Here is a 26,580-nt window from a genome sequence, read left to right as displayed (position 1 = left end):
CGGTAGATTTCAAACTCTAATTTGTGCTACCGTCTGACACTCAAAAATTGGCTCTCGCATTTCGTCGTAACATCTCAATTTTAATTCGCCGCAAAGCTGACCCGGTAAAGCGTCGATCGTACTCCTCTTCCGAAATCTCAGCTAGTTCTTGCAGGGTGGGTGCAACGTTCCACGATCGCGGCTGAAAATCTTGGACATCGGTTTCTTGGGCAAATCGCTGATTCCAGGGGCAAACATCCTGACAAATATCACATCCTGCCACCCAACCCTTGAGATTAATCTCTGGGAGCGTTTCGGCACGATTCTCGATCGTATGGTACGCAATACACCGATTTGCATCGATTACAAATGGTTCTGTGATTGCATCCGTTGGACAAGCATCAATGCAGCGGGTACAGGTTCCACAATGCTGCGTGTAAGGTTGATCGATCGCTAACTCTAAATCGATGACAATGCCACCGAGAAACACCCAAGAACCATATTCGCGAGTGATCACATTGCCGTTTTTCGCGATCCAACCGAGTCCTGCTTGTTGCGCCCAAAACTTATCTTGTACTGGAGCTGTATCTGCAAAATAACGTGCCTGTGTACCGTCACGCTCTAGCCAGGTCGAAAATGCCTTCAATTTCTTATGCAAAATCCGATGGTAATCACGTCCCCAACCATAACGGGAAATTTTTGCATATTCTTTTCCCTCCGGTCGCTGCTGCGGAGTGTAATAGTTCAGCGCCACAGCAATGATCGATCGCGCTCCTGGCACCAATTCCCGAATATTTTGACGCTTCGGATTCTCCATCCATGCCATGTCTGCTTGAAAGCCACGATCAAGCCATTTCTGCAATGCTTGAACTGCACTGATTTGAGCCGAATTGTCCACTGAGGCAATGCCGACTTTGTGAAACCCAAGCTCGATCGCTTTTTGCTTAATTTCTTCCGTTCGTGACATCAAAATTCCATCCGCAGAAGCAGGACTTCTATTCTAATAATCCAGTAGCTTGGTCGGAGCGAGTGAGATCAACCCATGCAAACGCAATCGATCGAAATTGAAGGCATTTCACACCCAATAATTTTGCGATATTTTGAGACGCTAAATGCTGGAGAATTTGAGGCAACCAGTCAGTTGTTTGCGATCGAAGGTGCAATGCAACCTCCGTTTGAGCAGCCGATCATTGGGCGAGAAGCGATCACGGCTTACCTGCAAAAAGAAGCCCCTGGATTAACTGCTCTGCCGCAAGCTGGAACGTCTCATACCACCGACCAAAATGCGATCGAATTTCAAATTACGGGAAGAGTTCAGATGCCCATGTTCGGCGTAAATGTCACTTGGTACTTTACGCTCGACTCAAATGATCAATTGATGTTCACGCGGATTAAACTGAACGCTTCGCCCCAAGAACTAATGAAATTGCGTCAATAAAATAAACTGATACGGTTTTACCGTCCTAACCCTCGCGGTGTAATCTGGATTTCCACTCGTCCCCCCTGCTGTCCGCCGTTCACCGCGACCTGTTGAGTATCTAGCTTTCCAGAGGCTTGCGGGCCTGCAATACTAAAGGGCGGATTGCTCTGCTGATAGTTCACATTGCCGTTTGCTTCAAACTGCTGTGTCGCCAAGAACCACTTTACACGATCGGCGCTCAATCGCGATTGATTCCTTTCCCCAACGCCCCGCACATTGCCACTGAGGTTTGCAATTTGCTGATCCAGCAGCATCTCGCCCTGATTTGCGGTCAGTGTCACCTGTTGAGCAGAGTTCACGATCGTCACGGGTTCGCTCGCAGACAGCGTTTTTTGCTCAACATTCCAACTCAGGGCATTGCTGCTGACTTGCGTATTTGAGCTTTGTAGGGCAATCCGCGCATTCTGACGAAGATTGACAATTTTAGACTTCAGATCGACCTCAGTTTGGTCAGCACCGCCACGATCGCTCACCTGCTTGTTTTCATAGCGATCGACTTGAATCGGTCGATCGCTGCTTAATTTCTGTGCTTGGATCAGCCAGGTTAATCGCTCTCCTCGCAGTTGTAGCGTTGGGTCTTTCGCCTGTGCCACAATTTGCCCGGTTACGTCTACTCGTCGAGCGCGAGTCAGGAACCGACCTTCTTTAGCTGCCAGTTGAATCTGCTTATGGTCTGCGTTGAATCCGTTGCGAATAATTAATACATCTTCGGTCGGTCGCCATTCCACCTCATTACCTTTGAGAACCGATCCATCGCGAATATCAACGGCAGTAATTTGCCCTTTGAGAATAATTGATTTTCCGTCTTGCTGAATCTCGCTGCGTTGCGCTTCGAGCTTAAAGATGGGCTTACCGTCCTGGAATAGCTCCCCTTTTGGCTCTTGCACCGTTGCGTTCTTCTGATCTTTGGCGTAGACCGCCTGCTTCGCCTTCACGCGCCACCAAAGCTGCCCTTTGTCGTTGGCTTGTTCTAGCGTCACATTATTAAACGTCAGGTTGCTATCAAACTTCTGTGCGCCTTGTGTGTCTGTTGCCAACTTTTCAGCCGTGCGATTGCGATCGCCACAACCACTTGCGCCGATGAGCAGCGCAATGAGAGCTAGATTCAAGAAGATTGAACGACGCAAAATAAATTCCTCAAACCAAAAGAACCAGGGAGCTACCGGGACAAACGACGAAATTTATCCCGATATTGCTCCCGACTTCTTTACTTTAAGGCGAATGCTCATCATCGTGTTCATCCATTAAACCGATACTGGTTAACGGACGATACGTATAACTCCGGGGCGTTTTCTGGATGTCTTCTTTGATGTTGTCCAGATCGATATAGCGATCGGCAACATTAATCAAGCTATCGCTGGTCATCGATCGTAAACTCACGACCTCAACCCGTACCCCACGGTAGCTGACTGCATTCACCGCATACGCGAGATCTCCGTCACCGCTAACCAAAACCGCCGTGTCGTAAGACCCCACCAGCGACATCATATCGACCGCAATTTCAACATCGAGATTCGCTTTTTTCGAGCCATCAGGCAGTTGCACCAAGTCTTTAGAAATCACGCGATATCCGTTGCGCCGCATCCACAGAAGAAATCCCTGCTGTTTTTCGTTGGTGCGATCGACCCCGGTATAGAAGAACGATCGCAGCAATCTTGAACCAGAAGTGAGCCGTACCAGGAGCTTTGTGTAATCGATCTCGATGCCGAGTTGTAACGCAGCATAAAACAGGTTTGAGCCATCAATAAAAATGGCAACCCGTCCGCGATTTTCGAGCACTTGCTCTGGCGAAAATACTGTCTCTGCTTCGTGATTAATATGGTTCAACACAGTTGCTATCCTCAGATTTTTTATGAAAAGTTTTGAACGAAAATAAAGAGCGAACATTCATCACGCACTTAGGGTGAACTTTCGACCGGAAGTTCGAGTTTTTGAAAAACAGGTTGAGGTTTTTGAAGTGCTTGTTTAGCACGAAGTATTCCCCATTTTGACTGATCGGGGAAAGCAATTGACATATCAATTAAGTTAGCGTCATTAAAGTCAACATTAAAACCTAATTGTTGATAAACCAACGTGCTAGTGCGAGGAATAATCGGTGCTAAAAGATACGCCGCCAAGCGCACCGACTCCAAGACTGCATAGAGAACTTCTTCTGCCTCTTGCTTTTTCCCTGATTTGTAAAGCGACCAGGGAGCCTGTTCGTTGATATATTTGTTACCCAATCGAATCAGCGTTAAAACTTCTTCACAAGCGACATTAAACGCTAGAGAGTCATAAGCTTTTGCCACCCGTTCTCCTAGCCCTTCAGCGATCGCCCTCAGCGGATGATCGACTGAAATTTCGACCTCCGGAACCACTCCACCACTATTTTTGTGAATCAAGCCCAAACTACGATTCAGCAAGTTACCAAACCCATCGGCAAGATCGGCGTTGCACATATCGACGAAGCGCCCTTCTTCAAACACGCCATCCCGCCCGAATTCGATGCCTTTGAGGAAATAGTATCGAAACGCATCGACTCCATATCGTTCAACTAAGGCGACTGGATCGATCGCGTTGCCACTACTTTTACCCATCTTCACGCCATCACGCACAAGGAACCCATGTCCAAATACCATCTTTGGCAAGGGCAATCCGGCTGACATTAACATTGCGGGAAAATAAACGGCGTGAAACCTGAGAATATCTTTTCCAATAATGTGAAGATCAAACGGATACCACTTAGAACTTGCATTCTCTAACGTCGGTTCTTGATCCGGTTCGAGCAATGCTGTGATATATCCAAGGAGCGCATCAAACCAAACATAAATCGTATGTTTTGGATCGACGGGAACCGGAAATCCCCAGTCGAAATTGACTCGCGAAACTGAAAAATCTCTTAACCCTTGACCGACAAAACTCAGCACTTCATTCCGGCGAATTTCGGGCTGGATAAATTCTGGATGTTCTGCGTAGAGTCTTTCCAGTTTTTCTTGATAGTGAGACAGGCGGAAGAAGTAGTTTTCCTCGTCGCGCCATTCTACTTCCTTATTGGTGTGAATTGAGCAGCGACGGTCTTCTAATAACTCACGCTCCTCTTTAAATTCCTCGCAGGAAACGCAATACCAACCTTGCTGCTGACTGAGATAAATATCACCGTTTTCCCATACTCGTTGGAAGAACTCCTTGACGATCGCATGATGCCGCTCATCGGTGGTGCGAATAAAGCGATCGTAGTGGATATCAAGCTTTGTCCACAGCCGCTTAAAGCCTTCCACGATCAAGTCACAGTGTTCTTGCGGCTTGCGCCCCAAACTTTCGGCAGTCCGCTGAATTTTTTGTCCATGCTCATCGCTTCCGGTGACAAATCGAACCGGTTTCCCCTGCAATCGTTGAAATCGGGCGATCGCATCTGCCGCGATCGTCGGATAGGCGCTGCCAATGTGGGGCAAATCATTGACATAATAAAGCGGTGTTGTGAGAGCAAAAGTAGGCTTTTCTGGAGGTAAAGTCATAAAGAGTGTGAAAATAACCCCTTCTAATTAACTAAATCAATCCGGGTAGGGGCTTAACTGGATTTTGAGAACGATCGCTCTTAAAGTGAAGCACGTCTCTAATTCTAACCAGCAACGCTGTGTCAGAAGCGTCATTAAACCTTAAATCTTACCGTCTGTTGCCATTAAGAGGTCTCAAGCTCCCGATTCTACCAATTTGTGAGATGGCCTCAGTAACTTCCCCGAAATCTAGACCTCTAGAAAATTGCTTGAATTTTTGTATGTGAACGGTCAGCGCTAGTGCTTCAGTTCAGTGAGGCTACGACCCTAAACGACAAGCCGCGATGAAGTAGACGCACTAACAACAAGCTACTCCGTAAATTTAGGGAGCTCTTCTCGACAACAATCCTTAATCTAGTCGAAATTACGGATTTTCTTTGTCAAATTTAATGCCTAGTTCATAAAGAAAACTAGTAGGATACTGCTCAAAATTTCAGTACATTTTCGCAAAGCTTCTCCACTGCGGAGAACGAATAATGTGAGATATAAAGTTAGTCTGCAAGACAACGGTATGACATTAATTAAGAGCTTTCTTTCAGCCATGGCGGTTTCTGCGATCGCAGCGCTTAGCCATGCAGGTTCCGCTCAAGCCATTACGTTCAACATCACTTCTGGTGTAGCTGGTCCGAACGGTGTCACCAATCACGGTGCTTACTCCGACTTCTGGAACAAAAAAGGCACCACCACGATTGACTTCAATTCCGGTTCTGTACCCACTACAGGATTTGCACAATACAGTTTCCAAAATAACAGCGGTACGAGCAGCGTTCGTCAGGATGTCTGGGCACCCGCAGGTCCAAATGGAGAAGTCAACCAGGGCAGCTACCTAGCTGTATTTCAGGGCGATAGCGTGACGATCAAGTTAGAGAAAACCTTGAACTACTTCGGGATGAACTGGGGCGCAATTAGCCCTGGAAACGTCTTTTCGTTCTTCATGGGCGATCAGTTGATCAAGTCTTTCTCGACCGAAGACGTGAACCCTGTGGCTCCTGTGAAAGCAGAACAGCATGGCGGTGAAGGCAACGGCTACCTCCACTTCTACTCAGAGGGCAAAAATGACCTCTTTAACCGCATTGTGATTACGCAAACCGGTGGTGGTGGCTTTGAGTCGGATAACCACTCTTTCCACATTGCCGATGATGGCGATGTGCGGAAAGTGCCTGAGCCGGCAGCAGTGCTGGGCTTGATGGCTGCGGGCGGTGCTTTATTGCTGAAGCGCCGGACTCAAGCACAACTCGAAGAGTAACGTTCTCGCGGAAGGCGACACGGATCTAATTCAAAATTCCCGTTAGTTGCACCTCTTGATTTAGGGGTGCTTTTTCCTGTCTAAAGTCAGAGACGACCTACAATAAGGATAATTTTTCACTCTAGTTATGTGATTTGCGTCTAAAGACAATGGTTAGTTCCGGTCAATCTATTCATAAATAGAAAGAGATTCAGTCTGCAATAGAGCGAGTGTCATAAGTTTCATGCCAGCTTTGAGTCCCCTTCAGATTTCCCAGATGATGCTGATGAGCATGGGTACACGAACCTATTCGTATCACTGCGATCGTGTTCCCAGAAACAGCCCGGTTATCGTTGTGAGCAATCACCGCAGCGTCATGGATGCGATGTTGTTGATGAGCGCCATCGATCGTCCGATTCGATTTGCCTGCCATCACTATATGGGGCAAGTTCCCGTTATGCGAGAAGTGGTGACACAGCTAGGATGTTTTCCTTTAGATAGCGATAAGCATCGTCAGAGCAGCTTTTTCCACCAGGCGATCGCGCTGCTGAAGTCGCAGCAAGCCGTAGGGGTTTTTCCAGAAGGCACTCTGCCGATGGTGCAGCCTCCCGAACCGAATCAGATGGGCGAATTTCAGCGTGGGTTTGCTCATTTGGCGCTTAGAGCACCCATTTCTGAGTTAGCGGTTTTGCCTGTAGCTATTTCACCGCAGCGAGAAACGATTAATTCTGCGATCCCGCTCAAAGTCTTAAGCTTCTTTGATCCCTCGGAGCCACTGTTTGACCAAGAGGGGTGGCATCCGCTAGTTTTATATCAGAATGTAAATATACTTATCGGACACCCAATCTGGATCACGTCGGTTCAGCGCACAGATTATCAAGGTAAATATGCCAGAAAAGCTGTGATTGAACTCGTCGATCGTGCCCAGACTGAAATTAGAACACTGTTACACCAAGGTCACTTTTAAATCTGAAGCTTTTTCCCATGATTCAAAGTTCTCCTTGCTTTCTCACGCCGAAAGCGCTTCGACCCCAGTTTCCGCTGTTTGTTTTTCTGCCAGGGATGGATGGGACAGGGCAATTGTTAAGAGCGCAAACGGCAGGATTAGAGGTGGCGTTTGATGTGCGTTGCTTGGCGATCCCGCCTGATGACCTGACGAATTGGGAGGACTTGGCGCAGCGGGTCGTGGATTTAGTCAGAACAGAGGTGAGAGGGGAGCCAGACCGGGAGATTTATCTGTGCGGTGAGTCGTTTGGCGGCTGCTTGGCGATGGAGGTTGCAGCTTTGGCACCGGGTTTGTTCGATCGCTTAATTCTCGTCAATCCCGCTTCGTCGTTTAATCGCAGACCTTGGATTGGGTGGGGCGCTCAACTTAGTCGTCATTTGCCGCAGTTTTTGTATCATTGGTCTTCGGTTTCGTTTCTGCCACTTCTGGCGGCGTTTGAGAAAATTGCACCGCTGGATCGACAAGCTTTAATCGAAGCGGTGCGTTCGGTTCCGCAAGCGACCTCGACTTGGCGCATGGATTTGCTACGGCAGTTTGAAGTGCCGATCGAGCAGTTGCGATCGCTGACGATTCCCACGCTGATTTTGTCAAGCGGAAAGGATCGGTTGCTGCCTTCGCTGGTTGAGGGTTATCGGCTCAAAGCGACGTTTCAGGATGCGGAAGTGGTTGTGTTACCGGAGAGCGGTCATACCTGTCTGTTAGAGGTAGATGTGAATCTGTATGAGATTCTTAAGCAGCATGAGTTTTTGAAAGTCAAAGTATAGAGCGCGATCTCCCTCTTTGTGAGCGCGCTCTATATTTTATGAACCCTCAGCGCGTAGTTTTTCTAATACACCGCGATCTTCAAGGGTTGAAGTATCTCCGGAAATCTCGGTTCCTGCGGCTAAATCACGAAGTAAACGACGCATGATTTTACCCGATCGCGTTTTCGGTAGCGCATCGGCAAAGCGGATTTCACCAGGGCGGGCGATCGCGCCGATTTCGCTTACAACGTGCTTTTTCAGCTCTTTGGCAAGGTCTTCGCTCGGTTGGTGCGTTCCTTCGAGCGTCACAAAGGCGACAATATCTTGACCTTTGATTTCGTCTGGCTTTCCAACGACTGCGGCTTCTGCAACTGCGGGATGCGAGACTAACGCTGATTCAACTTCCATCGTGCCTAAACGGTGTCCGGCAACGTTGATCACGTCATCGACGCGACCCATGACCCAAAAGTAACCATCTTCATCCCGTCGTGCCCCGTCTCCGGCAAAGTAGATGTAGTTGCCGTCTTTAGGTGGAATGTGTTCCCAATAGGTTTTGCGGAAGCGATCAGGATCTTTGTACACGGTTCGCATCATTCCGGGCCAGGGATGCCGCACGGCTAAGTAACCGCCCTCGTTGGCAGGTACAGAATTGCCGTCGAGATCAACCACATCCGCCAAAATTCCGGGGAATGGTAGCGTTGCTGATCCGGGCTTTGTCGAAATTGCACCCGGAAGCGGCGTAATCATGATGCCGCCTGTTTCGGTTTGCCACCAGGTATCGACGATCGGGCAACGTTCCTTACCAATGACGCTGTGATACCACATCCAAGCTTCAGGGTTGATCGGTTCGCCCACGGTTCCAAGCAATCGCAGTGAAGATAGGTCTCGCGATTTTGGATGCTCATCGCCCATTTTGATGAAGGCACGAATCGCAGTCGGAGCGGTATAGAACACCGACACTTTATGCTTTTGAATCACATCCCAGAAGCAACCCGGATTTGAGCCACGAGGCGCACCTTCGTACATCACGGTCGTTGCACCATTTGAGAGCGGCCCGTAAACGACATAACTATGACCTGTGATCCAGCCGACATCAGCCGTACACCAGTAGACATCGTTTTCTTGCAGGTCAAAAATCCACTGAGCAGTCATGTGAGCATAGAGATTGTAGCCGCCTGTGGTGTGGACGACTCCTTTAGGCTTTCCGGTGCTGCCTGATGTGTAGAGAATGAACAGCATATCTTCGCTGTCCATTGGTTCAGCAGGGCAATCGGTGGAAGCGTCTTTTTCGAGGTCGTGCCACCAGAGATCGCGATCTCCCTCCATCGAGATGTCCTGACCCGTTCGCTTCACCACTACAACTTTTTCTACCGCAGTAGTTCCTTCTGCTAAAGCCTTATCAACTTGCGGTTTCAGAGGCACGATCGCATCTTTTCGCCATCCGCCATCTGCGGTGACAACAACTTTTACTTCTGCATCAATCAATCGATCGCGCAATGCCTCTGCACTAAATCCACCGAATACAACCGAGTGAGGCGCGCCAATTCGAGCACAGGCTAACATTGCGATCGCCGCTTCAGGAATCATCGGCATATAAATGCCAACACCGTCACCTTTCTTGACTCCCAAGCTTTTGAGAACGTTTGCGAACTTACAAACTTCCTGATGCAGTTCGGCATACGTGAGCGTTTTTGAATCTCCGGGTTCGCCTTCCCAAACGATTGCGGGTTTGTTGCGTCGATCGGTTTCTAAATGTCGATCGAGACAGTTATAAGAAAGATTGATTTTGCCGTTGACAAACCATTTCGCAAACGGAGGATTGCTCCAATCAAGAACCGTATCCCATTTTTGAAACCAATGAAGTTCTTGTTCTGCCAATTCTGACCAGAACTGGAGCGGATCGGCTTTGGCGCGATCGTACAGCGCTTGATATTCTTCTAAATTCTTGATCCGCGCACGTTGCGAAAATTCCGCAGAAGGGGGAAAGAGGCGGTCTTCATGCAGGATTGATTCGATCGTCGGTTGTGACATCAGTTGATTTCTAAAGTATCTAAAACAAACAGTCGGAGAGTCTCCTATCCCAACGATACTGGCTTCTTGGGTGCGATCAGCAGAATTCAAGATTGCATTTCGTTAAGAAGAGTGATCGCGAAATTTGCGATCACTTTCTCGCCTTACAGAGTTGGGTCAAAAACAATCTGATGGCTTGTTTCTGGTAGCACTCTTCATCCGCTCAGGTCACGATCGTGAACTTTCCGCTTGCCAAGTCATAGCGCCCACCCACAATTCTGAGCTTACCTTCCTTGATCAAGCCACTCAAAATCGTCGAACTCTCTGCCAGCTTCTGCGCTTGATACTGAATATTCGCAATCACTGCATTTTGCTCTAAATCCCCTGTTTTCGCTCTCACACGAGCCACAGCGGGCTTAATCTCTTCCACAAAAACGCCGATACGACCTGGCAACGGATCTCCTTTTGCGGCTGCCGTCACTGCACCACAACGGCTATGACCAACCACCACAATCAGTTGCGATCCCAATGCAGCGGTCGAAAATTCTAGACTTCCAATCGCAGTTTGACTTGCCACATTTCCTGCAACTCGCACCACAAATAAGTCACCTAAGCCTTGATCAAACACGATTTCGGCAGGAACTCTAGAATCTGCACAGCCTAGAATCGACGCGAAGGGATATTGGGCAACAGCAGTTTCTTGAAGGCGTAAACGAGATTGGTGCGGGTTTTGGCGCTTACCCTCCACAAATCGCTGATTGCCTTCGAGTAGAAGCTTTAATGCTGCATCAGGGCTAATGGGTTTAGGTTTAATCTGAGGTTTGGTTGAATTTTGTGCTAGCGCTTCTTCTGGCTGCCAGATTAAATTGCTTCCTGCTGCTGCGGCGATGCCGAGTCCTCCCATTCCTGCAAGGAACGATCGCCGTCCAATAAAACCATGTGTTCGAGTCATCAAATTAATCTCCAGCAATGTTAATCGATGCGATCGCATTTCATTCAGTCGCATCGATACAGGTGATAAGGGAAATATATCAGAGCGACTGCCTCATCCATTCAAATGCAGTGATTGATGATCCCCACAGTCAAGCAAAGGAAATTATCGATATTAAGAAAGCTGTACATGGCTTGAAATTTATCGATCGACTCCGATTTCAAAAACAGATTTCGATCCCTACGATCATTGAATGAGCGCTCGCAATTCACTTAATCTTCGCGGTATCGTATGAAAACTTATTGAGTGAGAGGCAATCTCATGACTTCTTTTTCCAACCAAATCAATTACGACCCAAACACGATTTATTGAGACGAAACTTTTAACTCATGTTGAAACGGAACGAGCGCGACAAGCAGCAGAACGAGCGCGGTACGTGGCGATTTCTCGTTTAGCAGAAATGGGATTGAGTGTTGAACAGATCGCGCTCAATTTGTCGATCGATCAAGTTAGACAACACCTCTAAAATGCCTAAACTTTCTGGCTTCTTCGTTGAGCATTGATTGCTGTTTTTCGCCGGAGTAACTCATTCAGTTGTTTACCCAGTGTAGTACCTTGCTCAATTTCACGATTTGCACAGGTTCCAATTTGCAGAATCAATCGAATTGCTTCAACTCTTCGACAAAAAGAGCGCCCAGTTATGATGTCTGCGATCGCATGAAAAAAGCCCAGGGATTCCCCCTGAGCTTTCGATCAAATTAGTTTGCGATCTAAACCTGACCGCCAGCCGCCTGAAGACGGGCACGAGCGCGTTTCAGCGCTTGAGTTGCCTGCAATTGTTCTTGTCTAGAACCGCTTTGATCCGCTTGAGCAAACTTCGCTTCTGCTTCGGTGTAGGCAGTACGAGCCGCATCGAGATCGATCGATTCACCGCGCTCTGCCGCATTCACCAGAATCGTGACTTCGTTCTTTTCAATTTCTGCAAAGCCGCCCATCACCGCGATCGGCACCCAGTTTTTATCCGATCGAACGCGCAGAACGCCTGTTTCTAGTGCCGTCAATAAAGGAGCGTGGCCCGTCAAAATACCGAGTTGTCCTGTGGTGCTAGGAAGAATCACTTCCTCAGCCGAAGAATCCCAGACTGTTTTATCTGGCGCAATCACACGAACCGTTAAAGCCATAGTAATTAGGATGAATAATGAACGATGAGCGGGTGCAGAATCCTCCGCACCCTTTAGAGTTACTTGGCTTCAGCCTTCATTTTTTCAGCTTTCGCGATCGCTTCATCGATGTCACCGACCAAGTAGAACGCTTGCTCTGGCAGATCATCGAGTTCGCCGGCAAGGATTCTTTTGAAGCCTGCGATCGTTTTTTCCAATGACACATATTTTCCGGGCGATCCGGTGAAGACTTCAGCGACGAAGAACGGCTGCGACAAGAAGCGCTCAATCTTCCGCGCACGAGCTACGGTCAGGCGATCGTCTTCCGACAATTCATCGAGACCGAGAATCGCGATGATGTCTTGCAGTTCTTTGTAGCGTTGCAGCGTTGCTTGCACAGCACGAGCGGTGTCGTAGTGATCATCACCAACGATCGCGGGTTGCAGCATAGTCGAGGTTGAATCCAACGGATCAACCGCCGGATAAATTCCTTTTGCCGCCAAACCACGAGACAGTACGGTGGTTCCGTCCAAGTGTGCGAAGGTTGTTGCCGGAGCAGGGTCGGTCAAGTCATCGGCAGGCACGTAAACCGCTTGAATCGAAGTAATCGAACCCTCGGTCGTCGAGGTAATCCGCTCTTGCAAGTCACCTACGTCTGTACCCAAAGTCGGCTGATATCCTACCGCAGAGGGCATCCGACCGAGCAGCGCCGATACTTCAGAACCCGCTTGCACAAATCGGAAGATGTTATCCACGAACAGCAATACGTCTTGCTTGTTCACGTCGCGGAAGTATTCTGCCATCGTCAGACCCGACAGACCGACACGCATCCGCGCTCCTGGCGGTTCATTCATCTGACCGTACACCAGGGCAATCTTGGACTCGTTGAGGTTGTCCTTCTTGATTACGCCTGATTCGATCATTTCGTTGTAAAGGTCGTTTCCTTCGCGAGTGCGCTCACCCACACCAGCGAACACCGACACGCCACCGTGATTGGTTGCAATGTTGTTGATCAATTCCATCATGATCACGGTTTTGCCTACACCTGCACCGCCGAACAGACCAATTTTTCCACCGCGACGGTAGGGAGTCAGCAGGTCGATCACCTTAATTCCGGTTTCAAACACGGAAGGCTTGGTTTCGAGTTCGGTCAGTTTCGGAGCGGGACGGTGAATTGGGGAAGTTTCGGTGTTGTTGACCGGACCTTGGTTATCTACGGGTTCACCCAAAACGTTAAAGATACGTCCCAAGGTTGCGGTTCCCACAGGAACGCTGATTGGTGCGCCTGTATCGGCAACTTCCATGCCGCGCACCAAGCCATCGGTGGAACTCATCGCCACTGCTCGGACTTGGTTATCGCCTAAGAGTTGCTGCACTTCGCAGGTCACGGCAACGTCTTGACCGGATTCGGTTTGACCAGAAATCTTCAAGGCGTTGTAAATTCGGGGCATTTTGCCATTGGGGAATCGCACGTCCAGCACTGGGCCGATGATTTGCGTGATGTAACCGATGTTTGTTTTCTCTGCGGTGGTGACCATTATCGGTGCCCTAAAACTTATGGTTCAACGATTGTGTATGCACGAATTGTGCCTATCTGCCACAAGTTAGCTTATCACTGAAGGGTTACAGATGATTAAGCAATTTTTCCTATTGGTGAATGGTGTGTTTTCTATGACCGGCGATCGAACAACCCGTCGATCGTGACTAACTTTAGACAGTTGTTTGACAACTCAGCAGGCGATTAAAACTAAACAATTGCAGTGAAGAGCAGGAGTTTTAACGATGCCGAAACAGCAAGAGTCTTCAGAAAATAGCGATCTGACTCTTTCAAACGCAGAGCAAGATGAGAGCAAAGTGCTTCAAATTGATGGGAATCGCCCGATCGACAACAGCGATCTTGAGGTACGGTCTTTTTTGCAGATCGATGGCAATCGTCCGGTTGTTGCCGATGAGATGGAAGTGCGCGGAACAATCGAAGTCGATGGCAGTCGTCCGATCGCTGCGGATACCTTAGAAGCGAACAAATCGCTGGGAATTGATGGCAATCGTCCGATTACTCCGAGCACTTTGGAGGTGAAGGAAGTGCTGCATGAAGATGGCAATCGACCGATCGCTGCGAGTCAAGCTGAAGTTCGGAAAACACTTCCGGTTGATGGCAATCGCCCAATTACTTCGGAGACTCCTGAAAAGCTAGACATGATTCAAGATTTCATTGATTAGGTTTGACGGAGCTGTTCAGCGATCGTGAGTGCTCGTATTTGATGAGTGAAGAGGGCGATCGTTAACTCGTTGGCTCCTCCATCGTAACGTACAAGCCGCTTTTAGCTTGCGCTCAACGTTCTAATTTTCGCTGGAGATAAGCAGTTCTGGTCTATCTAGCTTGGACGATATGAGGGCACAATTCAGCTTAGAGTTCACCAAAAAGCTGAGTCATCACTGTCACTTCACCACCTAATTCATTTCGACCATCGATATGATGATTAAGAAGCTCATCAGGAACCTGAATCAGGTCATTCTTTATCAAGAAATGAACAACTCGCTCACAGATTTTAAGTAAATGCTTGGGTTTTTCGCCCACAAGAATGTAAAAACTACCATTGTCAGAGCGGCTATAAGAACGAAGACAAAAGAATCCACCTTTGCGACTGATATCGATTCGCACTTCAAACTGGCTCGCTTTTAGCGCAGTGTAGTAATCCCGCTCTTTCGGTATTGCTGGTGCTTTACCTTTTTCATCAATCAGAATTCTTAAATTATGAGCAGTGCGATAATTGCGATCGAGGTCGCAAAAGACGACGATACCAAGCTTCTTCGCCATCAATTGACTGAGTTCGACGACTCGTTCTTCTTCAAAGATCTCAATCTCTTTAGATTGCAAACTACAGATCCATTGAAGAACGCGATTCAGAAAAATAGCTGCTTCACCCTGTCCCTGAATCTGATTAATGGAATTGGGCTGTTTTTTGTTCATCTCGTTTACTTGATTTGAATCTGAATCAGCTAACTTCTGAATAATCGACTGTGGAGCGTTTCATGCGTCATGCTGGCGATCGCAATCCCCCACCCACAACTCTCAAGCTCCGAATCTTCAAGCTGAGCGATCGTACATCTAATACCAGTCCACGATCGCAAGCCCAGAAACTCTAGAGAATTCACTAATGTTGTGAGTCACAAGCGTTGCCTGCAGCGAGACCGCTACCCCTGCGATCAGAACGTCGATCGCGCCAATCGGTGTTCCTTGTTGCTCTAATTGAGCGCGAATCGTTGCCGCAGCCAAAGCAGCATCTCGATCAAACAAAACTAAATTCACTCGGCTCAAAAGCTGTTGAAGTTGTTGAATTCGCTTTGCAGGTGATGTTGATTTCAAAATGCCAACCTGCAACTCGTAAAAGACGATCGTAGAAATCACGATGTCTTGAGCAGGAATGCTTGCAAGCGTTTGAGCGACTCGCCCTTGATCCTTAAAGTAGTAGATTAGGGTATTCGTATCCAAAACATACATTCAAAGGCTCTCCCGTAAAGCATCTTGCCCTTCTCCAGCACGAATTTCTTCCAGAGTCGGAAAGTCGTCTGCCCAAGCTCCAGCCAATGATTTAACCAAGTCTGCCCAAGACATCTCTTGAGCATCTTCTACACGAATCGAGTGCTTAGACTGAACGAATTCAGCAAACGCAAGAATTTCGCTAGCTTGCTCTGGGGGAAGCGTTTTGACAATGGCGTAAATTTGTTCAGCGATCGTCATTCCAGTTCTCCTGATAATTGCTCAGTTTAGCTCCGAAATAGGCGACTGTAGAGCGTTTCATGCGTCATGCTGGCGATCGCAATCCCCCACCCACAACTCTCAAGCTCCGAATCTTCAAGATGCGTGATCGTACTCCTCCCAATCTCTTCCCCTAATTTCAGGAGTAGCTTTTGCCCCGCCGTTTGCCCTAGTGGAATTAATTTCACACCTGCACTCACTAAATTCGCTGCCCAACTGTGCAAATAGGCAACCAGTGCGGCGGATTCATCAATCTCCCAAAGGGCGGCAACTAGACCAAACGCGATCGCAAAATTACAGCCGTCCTCGAAATTCGGAATCGGCTCGGAGTGGAGCGATCGGAATAAGCGCAGCAGAGAACCGCCCATTTGTAGGCTTTGCGATCGTAGTTCCTCGGTTTCACGGGCGGCGGTGAACCATTGATTCCAGTAGAGGACTTGATCGAAGTTTTGAGCGATCGTGGCGCGGTGCGATCGTGCCAACATTGCTGCTTCTAATCGAGCCGCGCCGTACTGCAATTCTTGAACGATCCAATGCTCTAAATCGTCTACAGTTTTAATGATGCCGCGATCAACCAGAGTTTCCAGTCCTTCTGAATAGCTGTATGCCCCCACAGGTAAAGCGGGACTAGCTAACTGCAACAATCGCAGTAATGCTGGATTAGTGAGCGTGTCCATAAGCACCAGATTCAGGTTGGAATGGAACGATTTCAGATTTGATCTCTAGTCCGCGATGTTCTAGTAAATCTTGTAGAACTGGATCAGGTGATAGTCTGAGATATGTACCTGTAATTTCCAGTGGAACATGACGATTGCCTAAATGGTACGCTGCTTGTAATAGATTTAATAATGCTGAAGTTGTAACGGTTAGAACGGGTTCGGGTTTAGCTTGAATTTTGAGAAATACACCTTCATCAGACGCTAACCAGTCACCATCCCGTAGCGTTGTGCCTCTGGGTAAATTTAGGTACACTTCTCGCCCATCGTCAGTTTGGAAGAGAAAGCGCGATCGCATCCTCTCCTCTGCCGTTAGCGACAACACATAATCCGGCAAATTAGATTTGGGATGAATTCGGCGCGTGAAAGTTGGAGTCACAAATCAAGTTCAAAAACTTACCGTACTCAAAATATCGCGCCTTTTTGAATTTCAGCAATTTTTGAGCTTTATTTAACAAGCTCGATCGCTTTCCCCTGTCGCATCGATTCGGATAACGCAGCCAAGATTTGAACGAGTTCAGCACCGAGCCAACCTGAAGAAATCTCAGAAGCTCGATCGTTCTGCACACAGTCCAAAAAATGATCGCAAACTTGTTGAAGTGGCTCTTGTTTGGAAAACTGAAGGATTTCTCGGCTTTGGTCGATCGGCTTAAACTCCGAATCGAATTTACCCCACTGCACGGTTAACGCCTCTGGTGCGAGTTCATCGAAAATGAGACTGCCGTTTTCGCCCACAATGCACGATCGACGTTGTTTATCTGGATTCAGCCAACCCAAGTGAAGTCTCGCCTCAAACCCACTGGGATAAATCAAAGTCGCCCAAACCGTATCCGCTAACCCTTTTTGCAGCCAAACCGAACCCCTCGCTTCAACCACACAGGGACTTTCTCCCAACCAGAAATTCAAGATTGCGATATCGTGAATAGCCAAATCCCATAACGCATCAACATCCGATCGCACCGGACTTAGATGGGTTCGAGTGGAATAGCCATAGCGTAGTTTGCCGAGCTTACCCGATCGCACTAATTCCTGCCCACGAACGATCGCAGGATGAAATAAATAAGTGTGATCGACAACTAACTGCTTTTGTTGTAATTCGGCAAGCTGACAAAGTTGAATCGACTCCGCAACATCTAGAGTTAGGGGTTTCGCTGCCAAGACGTGAAGATTTTGCTTCAGCGCTGCTGTAATTAACTGATTGTGAGTTGTTGCAGGTGTGGTGATCGCAACAGCATCTAACCCGCTTAACTCCAAAGCATCCTGCCATTGCGTCGTAAAGAAGATCTGCTCATCAAGCCCAAATCGCTGTGCAATAGTTTCTAACTGCACTCCGCAAGGATCAACCACTGCAACCACTCGCGCTCTTGGGTGCTGCAAGAAATTCCGTAATAAATGAACTCCCCAGCGTCCCACACCAAACAGCGCGATCGTCGTTGCCTCTGACATCCCAGTTCCTCCCAAGGGTAGCGCTGGCAAGTCAGCCTGATTTAACTCTCCTGACGGCTCAGCACCAAAAACGCTTCTTGTGCGGCTGCTTGCTCAGCAGCTTTCCGCGATCGACCCATTCCCTGCCCTAAACAGCGTCCTTGAATCCAGACTTCTGCTACAAAGCGATGCGGGTCATTGTGAGTATTCCCGGTTTCTTGGGTGCGATATTCAGGCAGCGTTTTTTGGTGTCCTTGCGTCCAATTTTGCAGCGCGGCTTTGTAGTTTTGGCGGGCAGGATCAGCGAGAATTTCTTCGGCAAGCGGTTGGAACTGCTCATCTAACCAGGAACGAATCAGACTGAGATCTTGGGTGCTGAGGTAAAGGGCAGCAAGCACCGCTTCAAAAGAATCGGCAAGGCGAGAATCGCGTCCGGCTGGATCAGATTTTGCACTCGCCGCGACTAGGAGATAGCGATCGAACCCAAAAGAATCCGCAATTTTAGCCAGAATGCGATCGCTGACTAAGACCGATCGTAGGGCGGTGAATTCTCCCACTTTCAACTGCGGGTAAGCCTTGAGCAAAAATTCAGCCGCCGCTAACTTCACGACCGCATCCCCGACGAATTCTAGCTGCTCATAATTGCGCTCTGCTGAAAACGTCACATGAATCAACGCCAGATCCATTAAGTTCCAGTTGATCGCATCAAGCTGCGCGACTCCCAAACGTTGAACAAGGGATCGGAGTTCCTGCTGGCGGCGCGGATAGGCAATCATCGGTGCAATCAGAAATTAAACTAACTCCATCGTAGAGGGTGGACTGCATCTGATGACAATTTAGGCGGATTTCAAGACTGCATAGGTGCGCTCAATTTCGTTAACAGTTGCCGTAGTTAGAAGTGGCACGGCTGGAGTTTCTTGATTGTTGAGGGAAATCGTCGTGATTTGAAGCTGGTCAGAACTTGGCAGAAACGGTACTGTGCCAATTCTGCTGCTGCGCCAGTGCTGCGATCTCACCTGCTCGATCGTGCCCGGAAGCACACCCGCTAACAGCGCTAGAACCTCATTCGGCAAGCCAAGAACAACCTGCCGTCCAAAAAACTCCTCAAACCCTGTGAGCAACTTTTCAGCGCGAGTCATGGAATCAGGATGGTCAACAATTCTCTGTAGCCAGCGTCCCCATTGAATTCTACGCCCATATGCCCGACGACGCTCCTCATAGGTCGTCGTTGCGATCAGATCTGGAGCACCGATCGCAATCACAGCGCGATAAGCAGGTTCAACGGCACAATTCACCGCAGCGCCAGGACCCGCGAACTCTGCGTGATATTCTTTACATAAGATCAGCCCACTTTTCTTGTGTTCTGCGATCGCAAAAAGCAAACTCTGTGAGGAAGAAGGCTCACAGCGCGGCGGGAGTTCGAGGGTAGAAACTTGACTTTTCACAGACTGATCTGACTCGGCTGTAGGTGAGAAACTGCCTGATGTAACGGGGTGCATTGCCTCCCTATAGTATGCGAGCAGAGCAGACTGGATGAAACGATCGATACAGTCTTTGCGGAATCTACACATTAGTTTTGTTCTGTTTAAAGGAACGTGAGAATTGAACTAGCAATCTCACGCTCAAGCGAAAACGGCTGTGTCATTTTCTGTGCAGAGTCGAGAAGAGTTAGACATAAGCCGGATTCTGTTCTCATCCTGCAAAATGCAGGGTGAGGGCAGTTATCTATCTGGGATTGAAGTTATCTCCAACCTCAAGCGGTTCTCGCTCACTCAACCTTCATTGAAAGTGAAGTGAACTACCGAAACAGGAAAAAACCCAACCCTTGTTTCGTCCGACCTTGCTCCCCACCGGGGTTTACCGAGCCAGTACCTCTCGATACTGCTGGTGCGCTCTTACCGCACCTTTGCACCCTTACCGGAGCGGCGAGTGGGGCATACGACGCTTTTGACATCTTATGCCCGATCCCCACCTTTCTCCGGCGGTATTTTTCTGTGGCACTTTCCTCACGCTCACGCGCACTGGGCGTTACCCAGCAAGTTTGGGTTTTCGGGAGTCCGGACTTTCCTCAGATTCGTGCTGAATCCGCAACCGCCTCGCTGACTCTTCTCTAACGTCCAGTTTAACTGATGGGGTCAGGGCTTTTTGGGATTCCAGGGAAGTCCGGCTGTCCAGTCAAGCTTGCGAACGTTAAAGCGACAGACGATCGCGATTTGATTGCCTGCGGGAGCCGATGAGTTAAATCCCATAAAGCGCAGCGCAAGGTAGAGCTCAAACTTAAACATCTCTTCACCGGACATGAAGTTCTGATAGCGCTTTTTCTTGGCTGCGGCTGCTTTTCTGTTAGGTTTGCTGAAGTCGAGAACCGTTTCGCTCGCTTGCAGGGGGCTACCTGCATCTCTGCGGGACAGCATATCTTCGGCAAACAGGTCTTCCCTTAGGGTTTTGCCAGGGGCGATCGCGCTGAACGCTTGGCGTTGAAAGACATCGACTGGAGAACCCGCGACAGCGCGAGTGACACGACGCGATCGTGGGGGATCGTATTGATCGGTGAGGGCGCAGGAGTCCCAATCGACATAGAGTGCGTGATCAGTTGATTTATTGTTGATGCGGATTTGCAGCTTTTTGAGCCTGTCGAATTCGTAGCGGTTATCAAATTTGAAGCTGATACCGATCGCGTCTTGTAGATTTAGGGCAGTGAGTTGCTCGTTGAGATAGTCCTGATCGAGCCAGATGGTGAATTCATCGTTAAATGAACTCACCATCTGGAAGAGAACATAGGTGACGCATAGAAAATAGACTGTTAATAGAACAAAATCGAGTTCAGTCATTCCTGATCGCACAAATGCAGCTTTAATTCTGTCCTTATACCATTCCGGGGTGGCGGTGTGTTTAGAATTTTCGTCAAACGGCGGACAGAGCGACAATGTTAATTAAAAAGTAATTAAAAAATCGGCAGAAGCCATTGAGCTTCTACCGACATCCCTTTTGTAAACCTAGAACCGTTGTAGCGTTAACGCTCAAAATGTTTCTTATCGTGCTTCTTGTCGTAAATATTGCCGCTAAAAGGCTGAAGTCCTGTACTGGGATAAGCATCATCACTTAAGCCGAAAATCCGACTTACAGCGCCCGAAAAATAGTCCATCAGCCCATCTACTACTTTTGGAATACTCATAAGAATCACCTTTCAAAGTGTGCGTTTGGTGGAGCAGAAAAATTTGTCTAGGTGAATGGCTAATTCACAGATTTACGAATAACTCATTATGAGAAATTCGGCAGAAGATTGCCAGGGATCGCATCAATTGTTTAGAAAGAAATTAGGTTATTTCGTTTTTCTTGAAATTTCGTATTTTCTATTTGAATAAAGTTATAAAAACTAGAGCGAATACGGAACGATCGTAACATTCCTTCACATCTGTAAAACGGCTTGTTTTTGTTAGAGCTACTATAATCCTTTTTGATTGCCTTTAGATTAGATTGCTGGTTTTCTGGATCTACTTCTTGACTTTTGGTTAAATCAACTATAATTTAGGGACAGTAAATCTCAGTCTGCCATCACCTTTGAACCCAAGGAGGATTTGGGTGGAAGATCTTGAACTCATTATTCGTCCAGAAGATTACAGCTTATTAACTGATTTGTATCAGTTAACAATGGCGGCTTGTTACGTTGGTGAAGGTTTAGATCAAAGACGCGCCAGTTTTGAGCTTTCAGTGCGGCGATTACCAAAAGAATTTGGCTATTTAATTGCGATGGGACTGGCGCAAGTCCTGGAATATTTGGAGAATTTTCAGTTTGGCGAGGCGCAAATTTTAGCCCTACAATCAACGGGAATTTTTGAGCAAGCACCGGAGCGGTTTTGGACACGGCTGAAAGAGGGACGATTCGAGGGGGATGTCTGGGCAGTTCCAGAAGGGACGGCAGTATTTGCGAATGAACCTTTGCTGCGGATTGAGGCTCCTTTGTGGCAGGCTCAACTGGTTGAAACCTACTTGCTAAATACGATTAATTATCAAACGCTAGTCGCAACTCGTGCGGCTCGAATGCGAGATGTTGCGGGTAAAGATGCGATTTTGTTTGAGTTTGGCACTCGTCGCGCCTTTAGTCCACAGGGTTCGATCTGGGCGGCTCGATCGGCGCTAGCGGGCGGTTTAGATGCGACTTCAAATGTATTAGCGGCAGTGAAACTCGATCGCAAGCCCGTTGGCACGATGGCGCACTCATTGGTGATGGCGTTGAGCGCGATCGAGGGGACTGAATCCGGGGCTTTTGCTACCTTTCATCGCTATTTTCCGGGTGCGCCGTTGCTGATTGATACCTACGACACGATCGCGGCGGCGGAAACGCTCTCGAAACAACTCAAAGCGGGAGAAATTGAGCTTGCAGGGGTGCGGATTGATTCGGGCGATTTATTAGATTTGTCGAAGAAAGTGCGATCGCTCTTACCTGGCGTTTCAATCTTTGCCAGTGGCGATCTCGATGAGTATCGCATTGCCGAGTTAAGGGCAAACGGGGCTTGCATTGATGGCTATGGCTTAGGAACTCAACTGGTTACGGGTGCTCCTGTAAATGGGGTTTATAAGCTAGTTGAAATCGATGGAATTCCAGTGATGAAAGAAGCGACTGGGAAAGTTACCTATCCTGGACGCAAGCAGATTTTTCGGCAAGCTGGAGTGCGCGATCGTTTAGGACTTGCGACTGAAGATCCCAAGGGAGAAATTCCTTTATTACAATTGGTGTTCAAGCAGGGAGAGCGCATGAGCGAACCGGAAACAATCGCCCAAATTCGCGATCGCGCCTGGAAAAATGTTCAAAGCTTACCCGAATCAGCGCGACAGCTTGAAAGTCCAATTGCGCTTCCAGTCGAACTCTCCGAAGCGCTTTCTGAGTTAACCGATCGCACTCGTCACCGGAGCAAATCTGTATGAGAATCGCGCTATTTGGAACCAGTGCCGATCCGCCCACCACAGGACATCTAGAAATTTTGCGCTGGCTCTCCGGACAGTTTGATCACGTTGCAGTTTGGGCAGCCGACAACCCATTTAAGTCGCATCAAACCGAGTTAGCGCATCGAACAGCAATGCTGCAAGTTTTAGTCAATGAGTTAGGCTGCCCGAATGTGCAGGTACATCCCGAACTGAGTCATCCCAGAACGATCGTCACGGTCGATCGCATTCAAGAGCGCTATCCGAATGCAGAGCTTACTCTAGTTGTGGGATTTGATGTAGCACAACAGTTATCGAAATGGTATCGCGTGACGGAACTCTTGCAGCGAGTGCGAGTCTTGGTGATTCCGCGATCGCGCTATCAGTTCAAAACGGAAGATTTACAGCGATTGGAAGCACTGGGAGCGCAAACCACGATCGCGCCTGCGACGGTTCCAGATGTGTCATCCACCGCATATCGCGAAGGCTGTGACTTATCTGGGGTGACAGCCTCGATTCAGGCTTATATCGATCGGGAGCAACTGTATCAATGCCACGCACACATAAAAAAACAACCCGTTCATTGATGGGGGAGAAGCTTGCAGATTTTAGGGTGGGAGTGGATAACGTCATTTTTTCGGTAGACACCGCGCAAAATCGCTTGTTGGTTCTGCTGGTGATGCGCCATGAGGAGCCGTTTTTAGGGCAGTGGAGCTTGCCGGGAACCCTGGTGCGACAAGGAGAATCACTCGAAGATGCAGCTTATCGGATTCTGTCAGAAAAGATTCGGGTGAGGAATCTTTATCTAGAGCAGCTTTATACGTTTGGAGGCCCCGATCGCGATCCGCGTGAGGCGAAAGAGAGTTATGGAGTGCGATATCTATCCGTGAGTTATTTTGCGTTAGTTCGGTTTGCAGAAGCTGAACTGATTGCAGATGGAGTGAGCGGAATTGCTTGGTATCCTGTGGATCAATTACCCCAACTCGCATTTGATCACAACAAGATTTTAGAGTATGGTCATCGCCGTTTAAGAAACAAATTAGAATACAGTCCAGTTGCGTTTGATGTATTACCAGAATTGTTTACATTAAGTGATTTATTTCAGCTTTACACCACAGTTCTAGGCGAGAATTTTTCGGATTATTCTAACTTCCGATCGCGCCTATTAAAGCTCGGCTTCTTATCAGATACAGGCGTAAAAGTTTCCAGAGGAGCGGGACGACCTGCAAGTTTATATCGCTTTGATGCCGAGGCATTTGCACCCCTAAAAGATAAGCCTTTAGTGTTTATTTGAGATTAAAATTATGGGACTTGGAATCGAGGAACTATTAGCGGATAAGCGAGAGGAGATCTTAGCGATCGCACGCAAGCATAAAGCCTTTAATATTCGGGTTTTTGGCTCCGTCTCAAGAGGAGAAGCCAATGCAGAAAGTGATGTTGATTTCTTAGTGGAGATGAAAAATCATAGTTTGCTCGATCGCATTGCGCTAATTCAAGATCTCGAAGATGTGTTAGGACGAAAAGTTGATGTGGCGCTACCAGAAAATTTGCATGAATTGATTCGCGATCGTGTTCTGAAAGAGGCAGTTCCCTTATGAGAGAAATCCGTCTCTTACTCAGCGATATTTTAGAATGCATTACATGGATCGAATCCTATACTGCTGAAGGACGCGAAGCATTTTTGCAAAATCGTATGATGCGGGATGCTGTAGTTCGCAATCTTGAGATTATTGGAGAAGCGACTAAACAATTACCACTTTCGATTAGAGAAAGCTATCCTGATATTTCTTGGAAACGGATTGCAGGATTAAGAGATGTTTTAATTCACGATTATGTCCGAGTTGATCCTGAAGAAGTTTGGCGGGTCGTAGAGCAAAATCTGCCAGAGCTTAAAACAAACATTACTGCTATCTTGCAAACGCTGAACCAATCATGATGAAAATTGCGATCGCACAACTCAATCCGACGATCGGAGATATCCAAGGCAACGCGAACAAAATTCTCCAAGCTGCCGATCGTGCAGCATCTGAGAATGTTCGTTTACTGCTGACTCCAGAACTATCACTCTGTGGTTATCCACCACGCGATCTGCTGCTTGATCCGAGCTTTATTGCAACAATGGCAAAGCAACTTGCGGAGCTTGCAGCAAACATCCCTGAAGGTGTGGCGGTGTTAGTGGGAACCGTTGAGCCAAATGCTCGATCGCTCTCAACAGGCGGAAAACCCTTGTTCAACAGTGTGGCATTGATTGAGAAAGGCAACATTCTGAAAGTCTTTCACAAGCGCTTACTGCCAACTTACGATGTGTTTGATGAGGATCGCTACTTTGAGCCGGGAAATCAGCCAAATCAGTTCGAGCTAGATGGAGTTCGGATTGGAGTCACAATCTGCGAGGATCTTTGGAACGATGAGGAATTTTGGGGCAGACGAACCTATACCTTGAATCCGATCGCAGATCTCGCCCAGGCAGGCGTAGAATTCACGATCAATCTTTCCGCCTCGCCCTACACAGTCGGAAAGCGAAAGCTGAGAGAAGCGATGCTGCAACATGGAGCATTGCGATTTCAGCAACCTTTGATTTATGCAAATCAGGTTGGTGGCAATGATGATCTGATCTTTGATGGTGCAAGCTTTGCAATCAATCGAAAAGGAGAGCTGATTGCACGATCGATTGGTTTTGAAGAAGATTGGCTAACGATTGAGTACAATCTTGCAACACGGGATTTTGAGAACAGCACGATCGTAGAGGCTCCCGATTGCGAAGAAGCTGAACTATGGTCAGCTTTAGTTTTAGGTGTGCGAGATTATGCCCGTAAATGTGGTTTTTCTAAGATTGTATTGGGTTTGAGTGGTGGAATTGATTCATCATTAATTGCCGCGATCGCAGCCGAAGCAGTTGGTCAAGACAATGTTCTCGGCATTCTGATGCCTTCTCCCTATAGTTCTGATCATTCCATTCAAGACGCGCTAGATCTTGCTCAGAATTTAGGAATTCAGACGCAAACATTGCCGATCGGAACAATCATGGAATGTTTTGATCACACCCTTGATCCATTGTTTGCAGGAACACCCTTCGGCCTGGCAGAAGAGAATTTACAGTCTCGAATTCGCGGTACTTTGCTGATGGCAGTGTCGAACAAATTTGGACATCTCTTAGTTTCAACCGGAAACAAATCAGAGATTGCTGTCGGATATTGCACCTTATACGGAGACATGAATGGTGGGTTAGCCGCGATCGCAGATGTGCCGAAAACAAAAGTCTACAAGCTGTGCGAATGGATTAATCGATCGCAAGAGATCATTCCGGTGAATGTGCTTGTGAAACCGCCCAGCGCAGAATTAAAGCCTGGTCAGAAAGATCAAGACTCACTGCCAGAATACGATGTGTTGGACGACATTCTCGATCGCTACATTCACCAACATCAAGCCCCTGCCGAAATTGTTGCTACCGGACATGAAGCGGCGATCGTCGAACGAATCGTTAAATTAGTTCGGATTGCAGAATTTAAGCGCAAGCAAGCACCTCCCGGATTGAAAGTGACCGATCGTGCCTTTGGCACCGGATGGAGAATGCCGATCGCAAATCGTTGGATTGCTCGAATTTGATCGAATCCCTTGTAAATTAGCGCTGTTTCTGGCGTTTCGTAGTAATCTTGTGCAGATTGCATCCAAATCGTTTCGCGATCGAC

The 26,580-nt window shown here is 48.0% G+C and carries 29 protein-coding genes, 1 other RNA gene and 1 pseudogene; 11 read left to right on the top strand and 20 right to left on the bottom strand.

Features of this window, described 5'->3' with window-relative positions:
• Positions 1 to 40: 40 nt before the first annotated feature.
• A complete protein-coding gene (queG, locus tag NC981_RS16985; RefSeq protein ID WP_348244037.1) occupies positions 41 to 946 on the bottom strand; it encodes a tRNA epoxyqueuosine(34) reductase QueG in 906 nt (301 codons plus the stop codon).
• Positions 947 to 1,021: 75 nt separating this feature from the next.
• Between queG and NC981_RS16980 the strand changes: the two genes are divergently transcribed.
• Positions 1,022 to 1,417: a ketosteroid isomerase family protein gene (locus tag NC981_RS16980; protein WP_348244036.1), complete on the top strand. Its 396-nt coding sequence runs from the start codon at positions 1,022 to 1,024 to the stop codon at positions 1,415 to 1,417.
• A 17-nt stretch (positions 1,418 to 1,434) separates the two neighbouring features.
• Here NC981_RS16980 and lptC read toward each other — a convergent pair whose 3' ends face one another.
• From lptC to metG, 3 genes are all read right to left on the bottom strand, one after another.
• On the bottom strand, positions 1,435 to 2,586 hold the full coding sequence (gene lptC / locus NC981_RS16975; protein ID WP_348244035.1) for an LPS export ABC transporter periplasmic protein LptC: 1,152 nt from the start codon (positions 2,584 to 2,586) through the stop codon (positions 1,435 to 1,437).
• A gap of 85 nt (positions 2,587 to 2,671) precedes the next feature.
• The gene (locus NC981_RS16970) at positions 2,672 to 3,289 is read right to left on the bottom strand and encodes an NYN domain-containing protein (RefSeq protein WP_190377577.1); all 618 of its coding nucleotides are present in this window, start codon (positions 3,287 to 3,289) and stop codon (positions 2,672 to 2,674) included.
• 68 nt (positions 3,290 to 3,357) lie between these two features.
• Positions 3,358 to 4,953 carry a methionine--tRNA ligase gene (gene metG, locus NC981_RS16965; protein WP_348244034.1) on the bottom strand — a complete coding sequence of 532 codons (1,596 nt, stop codon included), beginning with the start codon at positions 4,951 to 4,953 and terminating at the stop codon, positions 3,358 to 3,360.
• Positions 4,954 to 5,470: 517 nt separating this feature from the next.
• On the opposite strand from metG, the gene NC981_RS16960 reads away from it, so the two are divergent.
• The 3 genes from NC981_RS16960 to NC981_RS16950 all read left to right on the top strand — a co-directional run bounded on the left by NC981_RS16960 (position 5,471) and on the right by NC981_RS16950 (position 7,987).
• Positions 5,471 to 6,238, top strand: a complete 768-nt coding sequence (locus tag NC981_RS16960; protein ID WP_348244033.1) for a PEP-CTERM sorting domain-containing protein — start codon at positions 5,471 to 5,473, stop codon at positions 6,236 to 6,238.
• Between the two features lie 223 nt (positions 6,239 to 6,461).
• Positions 6,462 to 7,184: a lysophospholipid acyltransferase family protein gene (locus tag NC981_RS16955; protein WP_348244032.1), complete on the top strand. Its 723-nt coding sequence runs from the start codon at positions 6,462 to 6,464 to the stop codon at positions 7,182 to 7,184.
• 17 nt (positions 7,185 to 7,201) lie between these two features.
• Complete coding sequence (locus tag NC981_RS16950; RefSeq protein WP_348244031.1) at positions 7,202 to 7,987, top strand: alpha/beta hydrolase; 786 nt, start codon at positions 7,202 to 7,204, stop codon at positions 7,985 to 7,987.
• Between the two features lie 36 nt (positions 7,988 to 8,023).
• Here the strand turns inward: NC981_RS16950 and acs are convergent, their stop codons facing one another.
• The 4 genes from acs to atpD all read right to left on the bottom strand — a co-directional run bounded on the left by acs (position 8,024) and on the right by atpD (position 13,605).
• Positions 8,024 to 9,997, bottom strand: coding sequence for an acetate--CoA ligase (gene acs / locus NC981_RS16945; protein WP_348244030.1), 1,974 nt, complete (start codon positions 9,995 to 9,997; stop codon positions 8,024 to 8,026).
• 202 nt (positions 9,998 to 10,199) lie between these two features.
• Positions 10,200 to 10,928 (bottom strand): carbonic anhydrase, encoded by a 729-nt coding sequence (locus tag NC981_RS16940; RefSeq protein WP_348244229.1) that lies wholly within the window; start codon positions 10,926 to 10,928, stop codon positions 10,200 to 10,202.
• A gap of 749 nt (positions 10,929 to 11,677) precedes the next feature.
• Positions 11,678 to 12,088 (bottom strand): ATP synthase F1 subunit epsilon, encoded by a 411-nt coding sequence (gene atpC, locus NC981_RS16935; RefSeq protein ID WP_348244029.1) that lies wholly within the window; start codon positions 12,086 to 12,088, stop codon positions 11,678 to 11,680.
• 59 nt (positions 12,089 to 12,147) lie between these two features.
• Positions 12,148 to 13,605 carry a F0F1 ATP synthase subunit beta gene (gene atpD, locus NC981_RS16930; protein WP_348244028.1) on the bottom strand — a complete coding sequence of 486 codons (1,458 nt, stop codon included), beginning with the start codon at positions 13,603 to 13,605 and terminating at the stop codon, positions 12,148 to 12,150.
• Between the two features lie 244 nt (positions 13,606 to 13,849).
• On the opposite strand from atpD, the gene NC981_RS16925 reads away from it, so the two are divergent.
• On the top strand, positions 13,850 to 14,287 hold the full coding sequence (locus NC981_RS16925) for a hypothetical protein (RefSeq protein WP_348244027.1): 438 nt from the start codon (positions 13,850 to 13,852) through the stop codon (positions 14,285 to 14,287).
• A gap of 187 nt (positions 14,288 to 14,474) precedes the next feature.
• Here the strand turns inward: NC981_RS16925 and NC981_RS16920 are convergent, their stop codons facing one another.
• The 12 genes and pseudogenes from NC981_RS16920 to NC981_RS16865 all read right to left on the bottom strand — a co-directional run bounded on the left by NC981_RS16920 (position 14,475) and on the right by NC981_RS16865 (position 21,143).
• Positions 14,475 to 15,038: a hypothetical protein gene (locus NC981_RS16920; protein ID WP_348244026.1), complete on the bottom strand. Its 564-nt coding sequence runs from the start codon at positions 15,036 to 15,038 to the stop codon at positions 14,475 to 14,477.
• Positions 15,039 to 15,067: 29 nt separating this feature from the next.
• Positions 15,068 to 15,160: pseudogene (locus NC981_RS16915) on the bottom strand (urease accessory protein UreF); the annotation flags it as partial.
• Between the two features lie 16 nt (positions 15,161 to 15,176).
• A complete protein-coding gene (locus NC981_RS16910) occupies positions 15,177 to 15,569 on the bottom strand; it encodes a type II toxin-antitoxin system VapC family toxin (RefSeq protein ID WP_348244025.1) in 393 nt (130 codons plus the stop codon).
• Positions 15,570 to 15,809, bottom strand: coding sequence for a DUF2281 domain-containing protein (locus tag NC981_RS16905; protein WP_348244024.1), 240 nt, complete (start codon positions 15,807 to 15,809; stop codon positions 15,570 to 15,572).
• Positions 15,810 to 15,835: 26 nt separating this feature from the next.
• Positions 15,836 to 16,504, bottom strand: a complete 669-nt coding sequence (locus NC981_RS16900; RefSeq protein ID WP_348244023.1) for an urease accessory protein UreF — start codon at positions 16,502 to 16,504, stop codon at positions 15,836 to 15,838.
• The gene (gene ureE, locus NC981_RS16895) at positions 16,488 to 16,922 is read right to left on the bottom strand and encodes an urease accessory protein UreE (protein ID WP_348244022.1); all 435 of its coding nucleotides are present in this window, start codon (positions 16,920 to 16,922) and stop codon (positions 16,488 to 16,490) included. The genes NC981_RS16900 and ureE overlap by 17 nt, the downstream gene beginning before the upstream one ends.
• Positions 16,923 to 16,990: 68 nt before the next feature.
• The gene (locus NC981_RS16890) at positions 16,991 to 17,989 is read right to left on the bottom strand and encodes a Gfo/Idh/MocA family oxidoreductase (RefSeq protein ID WP_348244021.1); all 999 of its coding nucleotides are present in this window, start codon (positions 17,987 to 17,989) and stop codon (positions 16,991 to 16,993) included.
• 41 nt (positions 17,990 to 18,030) lie between these two features.
• On the bottom strand, positions 18,031 to 18,744 hold the full coding sequence (gene rnc / locus NC981_RS16885; RefSeq protein ID WP_348244020.1) for a ribonuclease III: 714 nt from the start codon (positions 18,742 to 18,744) through the stop codon (positions 18,031 to 18,033).
• Positions 18,745 to 18,804: 60 nt separating this feature from the next.
• Complete coding sequence (locus tag NC981_RS16880; protein WP_190377590.1) at positions 18,805 to 19,413, bottom strand: hypothetical protein; 609 nt, start codon at positions 19,411 to 19,413, stop codon at positions 18,805 to 18,807.
• 215 nt (positions 19,414 to 19,628) lie between these two features.
• Positions 19,629 to 20,075, bottom strand: an RNA gene (rnpB, locus tag NC981_RS16875) — RNase P RNA component class A.
• A gap of 28 nt (positions 20,076 to 20,103) precedes the next feature.
• Complete coding sequence (locus tag NC981_RS16870; RefSeq protein WP_348244019.1) at positions 20,104 to 20,895, bottom strand: hypothetical protein; 792 nt, start codon at positions 20,893 to 20,895, stop codon at positions 20,104 to 20,106.
• A gap of 86 nt (positions 20,896 to 20,981) precedes the next feature.
• A complete protein-coding gene (locus NC981_RS16865; protein WP_190377592.1) occupies positions 20,982 to 21,143 on the bottom strand; it encodes a hypothetical protein in 162 nt (53 codons plus the stop codon).
• 407 nt (positions 21,144 to 21,550) lie between these two features.
• Here NC981_RS16865 and NC981_RS16860 point away from each other — a divergent pair, with 407 nt between their 5' ends.
• From NC981_RS16860 to NC981_RS16835, 6 genes are read left to right on the top strand one after another with little or no spacing between them, the layout of a single operon-like run.
• The gene (locus tag NC981_RS16860; RefSeq protein WP_348244018.1) at positions 21,551 to 22,894 is read left to right on the top strand and encodes a nicotinate phosphoribosyltransferase; all 1,344 of its coding nucleotides are present in this window, start codon (positions 21,551 to 21,553) and stop codon (positions 22,892 to 22,894) included.
• A complete protein-coding gene (locus tag NC981_RS16855; protein ID WP_348244017.1) occupies positions 22,891 to 23,478 on the top strand; it encodes a nicotinate-nucleotide adenylyltransferase in 588 nt (195 codons plus the stop codon). The genes NC981_RS16860 and NC981_RS16855 overlap by 4 nt, the downstream gene beginning before the upstream one ends.
• Positions 23,442 to 24,185, top strand: a complete 744-nt coding sequence (locus NC981_RS16850) for an NUDIX domain-containing protein (RefSeq protein ID WP_190377595.1) — start codon at positions 23,442 to 23,444, stop codon at positions 24,183 to 24,185. The genes NC981_RS16855 and NC981_RS16850 overlap by 37 nt, the downstream gene beginning before the upstream one ends.
• A 10-nt stretch (positions 24,186 to 24,195) precedes the next feature.
• Positions 24,196 to 24,489 carry a nucleotidyltransferase family protein gene (locus NC981_RS16845; protein ID WP_348244016.1) on the top strand — a complete coding sequence of 98 codons (294 nt, stop codon included), beginning with the start codon at positions 24,196 to 24,198 and terminating at the stop codon, positions 24,487 to 24,489.
• Positions 24,486 to 24,827: a DUF86 domain-containing protein gene (locus NC981_RS16840; protein ID WP_348244015.1), complete on the top strand. Its 342-nt coding sequence runs from the start codon at positions 24,486 to 24,488 to the stop codon at positions 24,825 to 24,827. Before NC981_RS16845 ends, NC981_RS16840 begins: the two co-directional genes overlap by 4 nt.
• Positions 24,827 to 26,497 carry an NAD+ synthase gene (locus tag NC981_RS16835; protein WP_348244228.1) on the top strand — a complete coding sequence of 557 codons (1,671 nt, stop codon included), beginning with the start codon at positions 24,827 to 24,829 and terminating at the stop codon, positions 26,495 to 26,497. Before NC981_RS16840 ends, NC981_RS16835 begins: the two co-directional genes overlap by 1 nt.
• The last annotated feature ends 83 nt before the right edge of the window (positions 26,498 to 26,580 follow it).

Origin of the sequence: Leptolyngbya sp. DQ-M1, assembly GCF_039962505.1 — a bacterium.
Taxonomy (GTDB): domain Bacteria; phylum Cyanobacteriota; class Cyanobacteriia; order Leptolyngbyales; family Leptolyngbyaceae; genus Leptolyngbya.
Note: the sequence above shows the minus strand (reverse complement) of the source record. Positions and strands in the feature narration are given on the sequence as shown.